This window comes from Bacillus sp. EB V-12 (assembly GCF_056158125.1).
Genome location: NZ_JBUXJL010000002.1, coordinates 359,871 through 373,347, shown reverse-complemented (window position 1 = coordinate 373,347; position 13,477 = coordinate 359,871). Strand labels below are relative to the sequence as shown.

Genomic DNA, 13,477 nt, shown 5'->3' with positions numbered 1-13,477 from the left:
TTAATTTTTTGCGAAAGAAAACCTTAAAATTTCCTTAAAAATTCCATAAGTTACAAAATGATGATATGATATTCGAGGAAATTAGGAGGGATGTTTATGTACCAAGCAAATATTTTACTCGTTGATGATGAAACAGCAATTTTACAATTACTAACTACCATTCTTGAAAAAGAAGGCTTTTCTCATATTACAACTGCAACATCAGCTGAAATGGCTTTATCTCTAACTAAGCAAAACAATTACGATTTAATTATTTTAGATGTAATGCTTCCTGGACAATCTGGTTTTGATATTTGTCCAATCATTCGCCAACAAACAGATTGTCCAATTTTCTTCCTATCAGCAAAAGCATCTGATTTAGATAAAATATCCGGATTTTCATACGGTGCAGATGATTATATTACGAAACCATTTAATCCATTAGAAGTAGTAGCACGCATGAAAGCACAGCTTCGGAGACATATGAAACAAACCGTACCACACGAACAAAAATCACACTCGATTTCATTTGGAAGATTTGAAATTGATCAGCACTCTGCAGAACTAACAGTAGATGGGCACATTGTCGAATGCTCCGCTCAACTCTTTCAACTACTACTCTTCTTTTGCGAGAATCCGAACTACGTATTTTCGAAAGAGGAAATATACGAAAAAGTTTGGGGAGCACCTGCCTATAATGGCGATGACAACACTGTTATGGTCCACATTCGAAAACTACGTGAAAAAATTGAACATGATCCAAGTAAACCAGAATATATAAAAACCGTTCGCGGGCTTGGTTATAAGTTCGTTACAAAGTAGGGTGACGATATGAATTTTAATAAACGACTTATTATTCAATTTATCATGCAACACGTTTTTGTTTTAGTTACATTACTTATCGCTGTAGTTGCTGCTTTTACTTATTTAATTTTTCTTCTTACTAGTACTTTATACGAACCTAATATTCCAGATTCTGATAGTTTTACAATTTCAAGATACATCTCTTCAGAAGATGGGCATATTTCGTTACAATCTGAAGTGCAAGATTTAATAAAGGAGAAAAATGATTGGCTCCAAGTTGTAGATGAAAACGGAAAAATCCTCTACCACTTTAATACACCAAATGATGTTCCGAATGCTTATACGAAGACATCTTTAGTCGCATATATACAACATCATATCGAAAGTAATTATAAATTTACATATTGGGAAATTGAATTAGAAGAAAAGAAAGTACTTGTTATTTATGGTGGTATGTTAAAAAGCAATGCGTTACTGACAGCAATTCAAAAGGATCACTCCTCTTTAACGATGGATTCGTTCACATTAACAGATCAAGAAAAACAGTTACTGTCTAAAGAAAAAGCAGCACTTCAAATATTTAATCAAAATGGCGAAGAGGTTTTTGCCTATCCAGCTGGAAAGAAAAAAACATTTTCAGCGATACAAATTGCCCTTAATGAAAAAGAGCCGTGGAATCATAAAGAAAATACGTCTAGCTTTTACGATGCAAATAGTGGCAACCTTCTCGTTGTAACTGCAAAAAATGAGCACTACTATCCAGATGACGAAATTGAAGATGTATTTACTAAGAAGTTTCTCATTGGATGCGGATTAATCCTTCTTATCGTATTTGTTTATTTAGTCATTCTTTCTATTTGGTACGGTAATAAATTCGGGAAACCGTTATTACATGCGATGCGCTGGCTTAAAAATATCGCTGGTGGAAAGTATGAAGAACCTATTAGTAAAAAAGGAAAACCTGTCAGGTTCCGGCGATCTGGTAAAGAAAAATGGTCATTTCGTTTGTTTAGAGATGTAACAAGTTCACTAGAACACCTTTCTATTACACTCAAAAAAAATGATGCGATGAGGCAAGTACTCCAGCAAACACGAGAAGAATGGATTACCGGTCTAACACACGACTTAAAAACACCACTTAGCTCTATATATGGCTACGCATTATTACTCGAATCGAATCAATATAACTGGACTGATCGTGATATTCAACAATTTGGTAGTGTTATGAAAGAGAAATCTCAATATATGACGACATTAATTGATGATTTAAGCTTAACGTATCAATTAAAAAATAACAGCCTTCCTGCCCAACACGTAAACGTTGAAATCAATCAGTTCGTTCAAAAAGTGTTATTGCAATTTATTAATAATCCAACACTTCAAAATCAAAATATTGAATTCGTACCGAGCTCAAATAAAATTCAATATTTCATTGAAGAAAAATGGTTCCAGCGTATTATCGAAAACTTACTAGTAAATGCTGTAAAACATAATAACGAAACAACTACTGTCATCGTAAAATTATCACAAAACGCTAATTCCTTTACACTCTCCATTTCAGATGACGGAAAAGGAATGGATGAAAAAACGAAAGAACTTCTATTTGAACGATATTACCGCGGAACAAACACAGAAGAAAGCAACATCGGAACTGGACTTGGCCTAGCCATTACAAAACAGCTCGTTCATGCTCATAACGGAACAATTTCCGTTGATAGTGCACTCGGAAAAGGAACGACGATTATTCTTGTATTTCCGTTTCGTTCGTAGGAAAGACGCTATGTGGCGTCTTTTTTCTTTTCTGGGAGAATTTCGCGGTAATTGAAATTATGCGAATCGTTTTTTTGAGGTGTTTTAACGGTATATGAAATTATATCGGCGATTTTTTGAATATATCGGCGCAACTCGAATTATATCAGCGATTTTCTAGATATATCGACTTACCGACAAAAACCGACAATACTAACCTACTTCCCTACTATACAAAGTAAAAGTAAAAATAAAACTATTAACAAATACATTTCTAAACTGTTATACTATAAATAGAAGTATAAACTAACTAAGTTTTGCATAAAATGAAGTAGACGAGGTGCTTCCAACACCCCGTCACTGCAACTAATTACCGCAAGGTGGAAGGTTGCAACTAAAGCTTATTTGCGCTTAGAAGACTTCCCACGCTTCGCAGGCAGACGGGTGGTCTTCTTTTTGCGCTTTTTTGCCGTTAATTTCTTAAATCCAAAAACTATACCTTCTCTAGCTATAGTTTTTGTAATTTCCAACAAAATTTGCAAAAGAAATTCCATACGATTACACCTCCTTTCTTCACAAAATGAAGAAAGGGCATAACCTTCCACCCGCAATATTTAATTGCTACTTTATTTTACCATTTTCATATGTATTACAGATAAAACAATACAAATTTAACAATCCACTTATAAAAAAAGCGAACCATCTCCCAATGATTCGCTCTTACCCTATTATTTTTTCTTCACCGGTATCCAAAGCTCTACTTGTGCAAACTCACTCTTATCTTCGTGGCAACGCTCATCGTATAATTCAAACTCTGTAACTCCGCAATGTTCATAGCCTGAATGCGGAAACCATTCTGAGAATACTGCATTCCAAGTTTGGTGGATAGACGATACCATTTCTTCATGAGGAACTTTCGGCGTTGTAAATACTGCATATGTTGCTGCCGGGAAAGTACGCTTTGCAATTTCATTTGGTACATTTTCAAAGTCTGTAACTTCCATTCCGATAATATAAGTGAAGTCTCCTGTTTCTAAATTAAAATCAGTACATAATCCAAGCTCTACCCATTGGCTCGTATCTTTACGATTCGGAATCGTCGTTCCAAGATCTTTTTGTAAATATTCTTGCCAAAATGCTGGAATGTCTTGATGGTTTTTCCCTTCTTTACTTGTCGTCTTCAGTTCATAACCCGCCACTAAAAATTCTGGTTTATTTACAATACGATATTCCATTTGTATGCCTCCTAAATACGGATTTAATTTTCTTTGCTTTACATTTACTCTGTAATACATCGGTGTTTCGATTTCTTGTTTTCGATATTCACTCGGTGTCATTTGAAATAATTTTTTAAAGGCTCTCGTGAACGTTTCGTGAGATTGAAAGCCATGTTCAAACGCGATATCAATAACTTTTTCATCCGTATGAGAAAGTTGATAAGCTGCCCGGGCTAACCTCCTCTTTCGAACATACTCCATTACCGTATCACCTACTAACGCCTGAAATACACGATGAAAATGAGACTCAGAAAAACCTGCAACCCGCGCTAAATTACGCAGCGTTTGTTTTTCCATTACATCTTCCTCAATATAATCAATTGACCTTTGAATTTGTGTTTCATAGCTTTCCATCTCTGTTCACCCGCCTTATATGTATTATGATAAAAGAGAACGCAATCCAATTCTTGACGTTTTTTACTATAATTCCATAAAAAATTGTAACTTTTTTATATGTATTTCGTTGTTATGTATGAAGGGAGGGAAATGTAGTGAAACGTAAACAATCATTAGAAGAAATTTACTCAGAGCATATGCAAGATTTATTTCGCTATCTTCTCTCCCTAACCGGAGATTCCCACTATGCGGAAGATCTCATGCAAGAAACATTTTACCGAATGCTCGTCCATATTGACTATTATAAAGGAGAAGAAATTAGGCCGTGGTTATTTACAATTGCCTACAATGCCTTTATCGATTGGTATCGAAAAGAAAAAAAGTATAAAACAACTACAGTGGAAGAATTCCATTTACCAAACGTGCCAAGTACAGAACATGAATATTTCGTAAAACATGAGATTGCTAGTTGGTTAGACAGTTTATACGCTCTTCCGCTCGAAAGACGAAATGTCCTACTACTACGAGATTACTATGGATTCTCCTATAAGGAAATAGCAGAAATGACTGGTCTCTCATTAGCGAAAGTGAAAATTGAATTACACAGGGGACGGAAAGACATAAAAAGCATAAAGGAGTGATACGGATGGGTTGTACAGAATTTAAAAAACTATGGAAGAAGTATGAAAATGGAACGCTCACGCATGATGAACAAGAACTGTTAGAAAGTCATATTGAGTCATGTGAAGAGTGTGAAGCTTACTTAGATGAGCTGTTAACAAAAACAGAACCAATTAAGAAAAAGTTACCCCCAAAAAATCTTAAAATTCCTTTTTGGAGAATTAAGTGGAAACATCGTTTACAAACGTTTGGTTTTATATTATCAATTTGCATCGTTATCTATATAATCGGCGGGGTATTATCAGCCTTTTATTTTCAAGCTAATAATGATAAAAGGCTAGAAGAAATTAGAGAGGTTCCTTCGCTTGCACTTGAAGCAACGATCCCAAATAGCCGTGTTATGGGAGGTGGAACAAGTGTAGAAGCTTTTTTCCGTACGAATAGCCAATTTGATTTAGTACGAACCGTCGGTAAAAAAGAAATGCCCCTCGGTACAATAGAAACAAAAAGCTTCTTATCATCTGTAGATGTTACGAAGCGAACTTGGATGAATCCGTTCTATCAACCAAAACTCTTCTTTGTTCATCCAAAAACAGAGCAGGGTGATTATTTAAAAGATTCATCAAAAAAAGTATGGGATACACTTGCAAAAGTACATGATGGGACCGTTGCAGAAGTAGCAATTTCTTTTGATAAAGCTTACACTTTAAAAGAATTAGAACCGCTTCTATATAGCATATTCGAGGCACAAGAACTCCCTCCAACTCCTTTATGGTACGCTTTAGATACAGGACAAGAAAGAAAAAATGTAGATGACTATATCCTACATGGCGGAGAAGCTATAGGGTTTCCAGAACATGTAAGATTCCTCGATAATGAAACTGACGGGCGGAAAACGCAAGAAGACAAAGTAACCGAAATGATGCGCGTCCTTTCTATCCATAAAAAAACGGTAAGCAAAATAGCAGCGCTTTCTGAGAAAGAACTAAACTTAGATAAACGTTATCAATATGTAAAGGACAACGGTGTAAAAGTATACGGAATTGTTATTACTGGTCCATCGAAAGAGTTATTAAAATTACAAAACTCCCCGCACGTACGTTATGCGACTCTTGGAGATATTGAGATTTGGAATTGGTTTGATCATTAATAAAAAAGAAGTAGCGCTCTAAAAACGATGCGCTACTTCTTTTTTAATTCGAAATCACTTTCACATACATCCCTCTCACCGCTTTTTCATAAGCAATATCACTTATCTGTCTTATGTTTTCTGACACAACAGATGACTGAACGATTTTCCCTTCACGAAGTAACGGCGGATCAATAAGACGCACTTTATTTTTCTGATGTAAATCATAATCGTTTCTATCTTCTTTTACCTTTACATTTGGATGAACTTTGCTTAATAAAGCTTCTACTTCGGGGTCATTACATTGCTGCAATTTCGAAATAAGCTCCTCATCTTCAAGAAGAAAATCATCTGCATGAATAACCTTTTTATGAAGAGATAACTTTAACGTTTTCGCTAACATATCGTTTCCGTAAATATTCATTGGTTTCATAAAGAAATCAATTACTTCTTTGTAATACGTTTCTGTAAACCATTCTGCCATTTCGACACTTTGAACAACCATTTTCCCCTCTACTGCAATAATATCCTCTAAAAATCTATGAACCTCTTCTAAAGAAATATATCCGTATGTATACATATCTCGTAACGTATAATCTACTCGATCTGCGCATAATTCGGGCGCTGACCTTTCCAGTAATGTCCACTTCAAATCATCTAATAAAATATCTTCATAGTTATAACCATGCTTCGCAAGGATCGCTGGAATTTCTGAGTTTTTCACAACAGAACTAAATATCTCCTCATGATAACTTTCATCTTCATTATCAAAAACGTAATCAATCACATGGGAAAAAGCAGTATGTGATACGTCATGCAGTAAACTAGCAATCTGTTCTTTTACTGAACCACCTAGTTTTTTAACTAATAACATAACACCAACTGAATGATCAAAGCGCGTTACATTCCATTTCTCGTTCATTAAGTAACTTGCGCCATTTTGATGAATGCCTTTTAGCCTTTGCATAGACTTACTTGAAATTAATTCTTCTACTACTTGATCCACTTCAAATTCTCCGTATAGTACATCTGATATGATCACTTACAATCCCCCTTTATTTTAATCGAGTCTTATAATCTTATCTCTTTTATGAAATTAGCACCAACATAAATATTTATTGTTATTTGTTTTTATTGAAAAAATAGAGAGCCATCAGCTCTCTATTTCATAACCCCTATTCAAATGTAACTTCTACCTGCACAATCTCCGACCTACTTCCAAGTCTAAGCGGTGGTCCCCAAAATCCAAATCCAGAAGAAACAATTGCGTGGAACGCGCCTTTTTGTGCGTATCCCCAGTCTAGCTCGTACATTCTTCTCGTTACAATATGATTGGGCGCCATTTGTCCGCGGTGCGTATGACCGGATAATAATAAATCTACACCTGCCGCTGCTGCTTGTTTCAACTCAAATGGCTGGTGATCCATTGCGATAACAGGCATCGATTTATCTACCGTACTCATTAATTGTTCAAAGCTTTGACGATCTCGCTCTGTTTTATCTCTTCTTCCAACGAGATAAAAGTCATCTTCAATTGTAATTACTTCATCTAAAAGAATACGAATATCAATCTTATCCATCTCTTGTAAAAACTCTGGAACCGCTCTGCCGTAGTATTCATGGTTTCCTAATACGCCATATACGCCTAATGGTGCTTTCATTTGTTTCATGATTGGTCCCATATTCTTTTGAATGAACACACCTGGATGATCATCGATAATATCACCTGGCAGTAAAATAATATCAGGTTCCATCTCATTTACATGACGAACAAGTCTTTTTAAATGCGAAACGCCAGACAGTTTACCGAAATGCATATCAGAAGCCATCGCAATGCGTAAACTTTTACGCCCCTCTACCTTTTTCGGTATGTGCACCTCGTACTTTCTTACTACCGGACTATACGCATTAAATACTCCATACGCAAAGATAAAGATAAATGCAGCTATCACAGCCGCCCCTGTCCAAATAATTGCCGCTTCTTTCTCTACTGAAAACTGTAAAAGAAAGACCATAATATTAGCTAATGGCAACAACATAAGCGCGTATTGTATGACCGCGAACCAAATTGAACCGATCGTTCGTAGAAATGGCAAAAACTTAAACACTTGCACGAGAATGTACGCATATGAAATAAATGCGACTATAAAAGCATAATATCCCCAAGATTCCCAGCCAAATACCGCATGAAGCCAAACCCATCCGTTCCAGCCGATGTAAAACATAAGTAGTGTGTATATAATTAATATGGTAAATATATTGAGATAACGAAGATTCTTCACAGCCAGCCTCCTTATTGATTTCTTTTATTATAACTTGTTATGCACTTATAACGTAAATATTAAGCGCTTCAATCTTCATAATAAGAACATTGATAAACATATTATCTTAAAATTTTTAAGAACGGCTGTAATGGACATTTTTGAGTCTTAAGTGTTGGATGAAATTCTATTATCTTTATCGTTCAAAACTCACCTATGCAATTATGCATAACCATCCATTCCGTTTTATTTTCATGTTACGATATAAATGTAATACGACATATATCGACAAAGATAAAAGGAAGTGATTGTATGAAACGTTCTAAAACATACTTAAAGTGTTTAGCATTATCCGCTGTTTTTGCTAGTAGCGCTGTAACTCTTTCAACACCTGCTGCTTACGCTCAAACGACGTCACAAGTTGTAACAGATATCGGGCAAAATGCAAAAACACATACGAGCTATAATACATTTAATAATGATCAAGCTGATAATATGACAATGTCTTTAAAGGTAACTTTTATCGATGACCCGAGCGCTGATAAACAGATTGCCGTTATTAATACAACTGGTAGTTTTCTAAAAGCAAATCCTACTATAAGTGATGCACCTATTGATAACTACCCAATCCCTGGCGCTAGTGCAACATTACGTTATCCTTCACAATATGATGTTGCATTTAACCTTCAAGATAACAGCGCTCGTTTCTTTAACGTAGCACCTACAAATGCTGTAGAAGAAACGACTGTAACATCTAGCGTATCTTATCAACTTGGTGGCTCTGTTAAAGCTTCTGTAACGCCTAATGGCCCTAGCGGTGAAGCTGGTGCAACTGGTCAAGTCACTTGGTCTGACTCTGTAAGCTATAAACAAACTAGTTATAAAACAAATTTAATTGACCAAACAAACAAAAACGTAAAGTGGAACGTATTCTTTAACGGATATAACAATCAAAACTGGGGTATTTACACACGTGACTCCTATCATTCTTTATATGGAAACCAACTGTTCATGTACTCTCGCACATACCTATATGAATCTGATGCAAAAGGTAATTTAATACCGATGGATCAACTTCCAGCATTAACAAATAGCGGTTTCTCTCCTGGTATGATTGCTGTTGTTATCTCTGAAAAAAATACAGATCAATCTAACTTACAAGTCGCTTATACAAAACACGCCGACGACTACCAACTTCGTCCAGGCTACACATTCGGAACTGCAAACTGGGTTGGAAACAACGTAAAAGACGTTGATCAAAAAACATTTAATAAATTGTTCACACTAGATTGGAAGAATAAAAAATTAGTAGAGAAAAAATAAAGAAAACCGAACCGCCACTTAGATGACGGTTCGGTTTTTATTTAAATTACAAAATCCTCCGGAATAAACACTTTCACTTCTTTCGGCTGTACGTATACGAAATCACCCGCTTGAATGTTCAGCTGCTTGAACTGTTCTTTCGTAATTTCTGCTTCTAAATATTCATCTGTTCCGTCTCGTTTTAATTCTACATATACGACATTTCCGACTGCGTGAGAATAAGATACTTTTGCCGGGATTGCATCTATGCTTTGTTTCGTACGAGATATTGATAAGTCATGCGGCCTTACGTAGGCTATTCCGTCTACGTTGGAAACGTGCTTATGCTCTGGTGCTTCTAGTTCGATCGATCCTACATTTAGCTTTCCTTTATGAACGCGGCCGTGAAATAAATTTACATTTCCTAAAAAGTCATATACAAACGGACTTGCTGGGTTTTCATATACTTCTTCCGGTGTTCCCATTTGTTCAATGCAACCTTCATTCATTACAACGATGCGGTCTGCAACGTCTAACGCCTCTTCTTGATCATGTGTCACGAATACGCTCGTAATTTGAAATTCGTCATGTAATTTTCGGAGCCATCTGCGTAATTCTTTTCTCACCTTTGCATCAAGTGCACCGAACGGTTCATCGAGTAATAAAATTTTCGGTTCGACTGCAAGTGCCCGGGCTAGTGCAATACGTTGACGTTGTCCACCAGATAATTGCGCTGGATAACGTTTAGCAAAGCCATCCATTTTTACGAGCTTTAATAATTCTGTTACCTTTTCTTCTATTGCTTCTGCTGACGGTCTTAAGCTTTTCTTTCTTACTTTTAAACCGAAAGCGACATTCTCAAATACATTCATATGCTTAAAGAGCGCATAGTGCTGGAAGACGAAACCGACTTGCCTGTTTTTCACGTGAATGTCTGTTAGATCTTCCCCATCAAATGAAATAGAGCCTCCATCCGCTTCTTCTAATCCTGCAATAATGCGTAATAACGTCGTTTTCCCAGAACCTGACGGGCCTAATAAGGCAACAAGTTCACCTTTTGGAATATCCAAATGAATGTCTGTTAGTGCTTGAAATGTACCATATTGCTTTGATACACCTTGAATTTGAATACTCACCGTAATCCCCCTCTTATTGTCATTTTTCCATTCGCCATTCAATCCAGTTTTTTATAACGAGTGTAAACACTGCAATTAATGACATTAACGTCGCTACTGCAAATGCTGCTGAAAATTGATATTCATTGTACAAAATTTCAATATGGAGCGGCATCGTATTCGTAATACCGCGCACGTGACCTGATACGACAGAAACGGCTCCAAACTCACCGATAGCACGGGCATTACATAGAATCATGCCGTATAAAAGACCCCATTTTATATTTGGAAGCGTAACGCGCCAAAACATTTTCCAGCCACTTGCGCCAAGTGATAAAGCTGCCTCTTCTTCACTTTTCCCTTGCGCCTGCATAATCGGAATTAATTCACGTGCAACGAACGGGAAGGTTACAAAGATTGTTGCGATAATAATGCCTGGTACAGAGAAAATGAGTTTCACTCCATGTTCAAGTAACCATTCGCCAAGAGCACCCCTCGGTGTGAAAAGTAAAACGAATACTAATCCTGCGATAACTGGTGACACAGCAAACGGCAGTTCAATAAGAGAGAGTAATACTTGTTTTCCTTTAAACTGAAACTTTGTAATAAGCCACGCGGCCGCTACCCCAAATATCGTATTAAGAGGCACAACGATTAACGCAACGAGTAGCGTTAACCTAATTGCTGAAAATGCTTCTTGATCTGTAATAGCGGCAATGTATACATCCATCCCTCTTTCAAAGGCTTTTAGAAAAATAGTTATGAGTGGCAGTAATAGAAAGAGAGATAAAAATAAAACTGTAATCGTAATTAATATGCCTGATACAAGCTTAGATTCTTTTTTAGCTGATACGCTTTTTACTATGTTCTTTTCTAATACTGTTGGTTCCATTTTCTCTCCTCCTATTCACTTTTTAGTTCATGCCTTCTACTCCAGCTTTGAATCATATTAATAAGGAGAAGGAAAAGGAGAGAAATAATAAGCATCACGGTCGCTACAGCTGTTGCCCCCGCATAATCATATTGTTCTAGTTTCGTCATAATCATCAGTGGCGCAATTTCTGTTTTCATCGGCATATTACCTGCGATGAAAACGACAGATCCGTATTCTCCTAATGCTCTTGCAAATGCGAGTGAAAAACCTGCAAGAAGAGCGGGAAAGATCTCTGGTAAAATGATTTTCACAAATATTTGCAAGCGGGATGCACCTAAACTCGAAGCCGCCTCTTCTACTTCTTTATCAATATTTTGCAGCACTGGTTGCACCATTCGAACGACAAATGGTAAACCGATAAAAGTAAGCGCAACGATAATTCCGAGCGGTGTAAAAGCTACTTTTATATGAAACAGACTAAATATTTTCCCAATCCATCCATTTTCCGCATAAAGCGTTGTAAGTGTAATACCAGCTACAGCTGTCGGAAGTGCAAACGGTAAATCAATGAGTCCATCTAATAGTCGTTTCCCTGGAAACTTGTAGCGTACGAGCACCCAAGCTATTAATAAACCGAAAATGGCATTTACAATAGCAGCTGCAAATGAAGTTGTAAAACTAACTTGATAGGAATGCAACACACGCTCGTTCGTTATAACCCCAGCGAACTTCTTCCAACCTAACTGTGAAGTTTGAATAAATACGATAGAAAGTGGTATAAGTACGAATAAGCTCATGTACAACATTGTAAATCCAAGCGATAATCCAAACCCTGGTAAAACACGCTTCTTCCTCATCCTCTTTCACCTCATCCCCCTTTAGCAGTACGCATTATTTTTGATAAATTTTATCGAATACGCCGCCGTCATTAAAGTGTTTTTCTTGTGCTTTTTTCCAGCCACCAAATAGTTCATCTACTGTAAATAATTGAACTTTCGGAAATTGGGATGCATATTTTTCTGCTACTTTTTCATTGCGCGGGCGATAAAAGTTTTTCGCCGCAATTTCCTGCCCTTTTTCTGAGTACAAATATTCCAGGTATCCTTCTGCTACTTTTTTCGTTCCTTTTTTATCAACGACTTTATCTACAACCGCTACTGGTGGTTCTGCAAGTACACTAATAGAAGGGGTTACAATTTCAAATTTATCTTTTCCAAGCTCTTTTTGAGATAATAACGCTTCATTTTCCCACGCGATTAATACGTCTCCAATTCCTTTTTCAACAAATGTTGTCGTTGCTCCGCGCGCTCCTGAATCTAATACTTCTACGTTTTTATAAATTTGGCTAACAAACTCTTTCGCCTTATCTTCACTATTATTATATTTTTTCAATGCGTATCCCCACGCCGCTAAATAGTTCCAACGTGCTCCGCCTGATGTTTTTGGGTTTGGTGTAATGACAGACACACCTTTTTTCGTTAAGTCATCCCAGTCTTTAATTCCTTTCGGGTTTCCTTTTCGAACAAGAAATACAATTGTTGACGTGTATGGAGTGGAATTATTCGCAAGTCGCTTCTGCCAATCTTCTGCTAATTGTTTTTTCTTACTAATCGCATCAATATCATAAGCAAGTGCTAGTGTAACAACGTCTGCTTCTAAGCCATCAATAACAGAGCGCGCTTGACTTCCAGATCCCCCGTGTGATTGTTTTACATTTACTGTTTGCCCATGCTTCTCTTTCCAATACTTCGCAAAATCTTTATTAAAATCTTGATATAACTCCCTAGTTGGATCATAAGAAACATTTAAAAGCTCAACTGTTTTTTTATCTCCACTTCCTTCAGAATTACTAGTGGATGTTGCCGAACCACACCCTGATAAAAGTACAACTGCTGATAATAAAACACCTGTACTTTTCATAAACGCTGTCTTACCCCACTTTTTCATCGTTAAGCCCCCTTAGTTTATACAATAGAAAAAGGCACACAATATATTCACAAATGTGAACATTGTGCGCCTTCAGTTTATCT

General features: G+C 36.7%; 13 protein-coding genes and 1 pseudogene. 6 read left to right on the top strand and 8 right to left on the bottom strand.

Annotation, left to right across the window (positions count from 1 at the left end):
- Positions 1-96 precede the first annotated feature (96 nt).
- Positions 97-801 (top strand): response regulator transcription factor, encoded by a 705-nt coding sequence (locus tag ACZDYH_RS08500; protein WP_000283871.1) that lies wholly within the window; start codon positions 97-99, stop codon positions 799-801.
- 9 nt (positions 802-810) lie between these two features.
- A complete protein-coding gene (locus ACZDYH_RS08495; protein WP_001010447.1) occupies positions 811-2,553 on the top strand; it encodes a sensor histidine kinase in 1,743 nt (580 codons plus the stop codon).
- A 380-nt stretch (positions 2,554-2,933) separates the two neighbouring features.
- On the opposite strand, the gene ACZDYH_RS08490 is transcribed toward ACZDYH_RS08495, so the two are convergent.
- Both ACZDYH_RS08490 and ACZDYH_RS08485 read right to left on the bottom strand, forming a co-directional pair.
- Complete coding sequence (locus ACZDYH_RS08490; protein ID WP_000394943.1) at positions 2,934-3,086, bottom strand: hypothetical protein; 153 nt, start codon at positions 3,084-3,086, stop codon at positions 2,934-2,936.
- A gap of 174 nt (positions 3,087-3,260) precedes the next feature.
- The gene (locus ACZDYH_RS08485) at positions 3,261-4,163 is read right to left on the bottom strand and encodes an AraC family transcriptional regulator (protein WP_000446855.1); all 903 of its coding nucleotides are present in this window, start codon (positions 4,161-4,163) and stop codon (positions 3,261-3,263) included.
- Positions 4,164-4,300: 137 nt separating this feature from the next.
- On the opposite strand from ACZDYH_RS08485, the gene ACZDYH_RS08480 reads away from it, so the two are divergent.
- Together ACZDYH_RS08480 and ACZDYH_RS08475 are read left to right on the top strand one after the other, a co-directional pair.
- Complete coding sequence (locus tag ACZDYH_RS08480) at positions 4,301-4,786, top strand: RNA polymerase sigma factor (RefSeq protein WP_434713726.1); 486 nt, start codon at positions 4,301-4,303, stop codon at positions 4,784-4,786.
- A gap of 5 nt (positions 4,787-4,791) precedes the next feature.
- On the top strand, positions 4,792-5,916 hold the full coding sequence (locus ACZDYH_RS08475; RefSeq protein WP_074619146.1) for an anti-sigma factor: 1,125 nt from the start codon (positions 4,792-4,794) through the stop codon (positions 5,914-5,916).
- 43 nt (positions 5,917-5,959) lie between these two features.
- Here ACZDYH_RS08475 and ACZDYH_RS08470 read toward each other — a convergent pair whose 3' ends face one another.
- Positions 5,960-6,937, bottom strand: coding sequence for an HD domain-containing protein (locus ACZDYH_RS08470; protein ID WP_000587068.1), 978 nt, complete (start codon positions 6,935-6,937; stop codon positions 5,960-5,962).
- Positions 6,938-7,070: 133 nt separating this feature from the next.
- Positions 7,071-8,177 carry a metallophosphoesterase gene (locus ACZDYH_RS08465; protein ID WP_000793735.1) on the bottom strand — a complete coding sequence of 369 codons (1,107 nt, stop codon included), beginning with the start codon at positions 8,175-8,177 and terminating at the stop codon, positions 7,071-7,073.
- A 34-nt stretch (positions 8,178-8,211) separates the two neighbouring features.
- Between ACZDYH_RS08465 and ACZDYH_RS08460 the strand changes: the two are divergent.
- Positions 8,212-8,325: pseudogene (locus tag ACZDYH_RS08460) on the top strand (TetR family transcriptional regulator); the annotation flags it as partial.
- A gap of 143 nt (positions 8,326-8,468) precedes the next feature.
- The gene (gene cytK2, locus ACZDYH_RS08455; RefSeq protein ID WP_000830629.1) at positions 8,469-9,479 is read left to right on the top strand and encodes a beta-channel forming cytolysin CytK2; all 1,011 of its coding nucleotides are present in this window, start codon (positions 8,469-8,471) and stop codon (positions 9,477-9,479) included.
- A gap of 41 nt (positions 9,480-9,520) precedes the next feature.
- Here the strand turns inward: cytK2 and ACZDYH_RS08450 are convergent, their stop codons facing one another.
- The 4 genes from ACZDYH_RS08450 to ACZDYH_RS08435 are packed head-to-tail and all read right to left on the bottom strand — an operon-like array spanning position 9,521 to position 13,394.
- Positions 9,521-10,594, bottom strand: a complete 1,074-nt coding sequence (locus ACZDYH_RS08450; protein WP_029442090.1) for a sulfate/molybdate ABC transporter ATP-binding protein — start codon at positions 10,592-10,594, stop codon at positions 9,521-9,523.
- A 19-nt stretch (positions 10,595-10,613) separates the two neighbouring features.
- Positions 10,614-11,465: a sulfate ABC transporter permease subunit CysW gene (gene cysW / locus ACZDYH_RS08445; protein ID WP_434713722.1), complete on the bottom strand. Its 852-nt coding sequence runs from the start codon at positions 11,463-11,465 to the stop codon at positions 10,614-10,616.
- Positions 11,466-11,476: 11 nt separating this feature from the next.
- Positions 11,477-12,304 carry a sulfate ABC transporter permease subunit CysT gene (gene cysT / locus ACZDYH_RS08440; protein ID WP_001227879.1) on the bottom strand — a complete coding sequence of 276 codons (828 nt, stop codon included), beginning with the start codon at positions 12,302-12,304 and terminating at the stop codon, positions 11,477-11,479.
- Positions 12,305-12,338: 34 nt separating this feature from the next.
- Positions 12,339-13,394: a sulfate ABC transporter substrate-binding protein gene (locus ACZDYH_RS08435; RefSeq protein ID WP_000758702.1), complete on the bottom strand. Its 1,056-nt coding sequence runs from the start codon at positions 13,392-13,394 to the stop codon at positions 12,339-12,341.
- Positions 13,395-13,477: the final 83 nt, after the last annotated feature.

Excerpts from the sequence above, each read along its gene's own strand:
- ACZDYH_RS08500 (WP_000283871.1), top strand. The coding sequence starts at position 97 with ATGTACCAAGCAAATATTTTACTCGTTGATGATGAAACAGCAATTTTA.
- ACZDYH_RS08495 (WP_001010447.1), top strand. The coding sequence starts at position 811 with ATGAATTTTAATAAACGACTTATTATTCAATTTATCATGCAACACGTT.
- ACZDYH_RS08490 (WP_000394943.1), bottom strand. The coding sequence starts at position 3,086 with ATGGAATTTCTTTTGCAAATTTTGTTGGAAATTACAAAAACTATAGCT.
- ACZDYH_RS08485 (WP_000446855.1), bottom strand. The coding sequence starts at position 4,163 with ATGGAAAGCTATGAAACACAAATTCAAAGGTCAATTGATTATATTGAG.
- ACZDYH_RS08475 (WP_074619146.1), top strand. The coding sequence starts at position 4,792 with ATGGGTTGTACAGAATTTAAAAAACTATGGAAGAAGTATGAAAATGGA.
- cytK2 (WP_000830629.1), top strand. The coding sequence starts at position 8,469 with ATGAAACGTTCTAAAACATACTTAAAGTGTTTAGCATTATCCGCTGTT.
- cysW (WP_434713722.1), bottom strand. The coding sequence starts at position 11,465 with ATGGAACCAACAGTATTAGAAAAGAACATAGTAAAAAGCGTATCAGCT.
- cysT (WP_001227879.1), bottom strand. The coding sequence starts at position 12,304 with ATGAGGAAGAAGCGTGTTTTACCAGGGTTTGGATTATCGCTTGGATTT.
- ACZDYH_RS08435 (WP_000758702.1), bottom strand. The coding sequence starts at position 13,394 with ATGAAAAAGTGGGGTAAGACAGCGTTTATGAAAAGTACAGGTGTTTTA.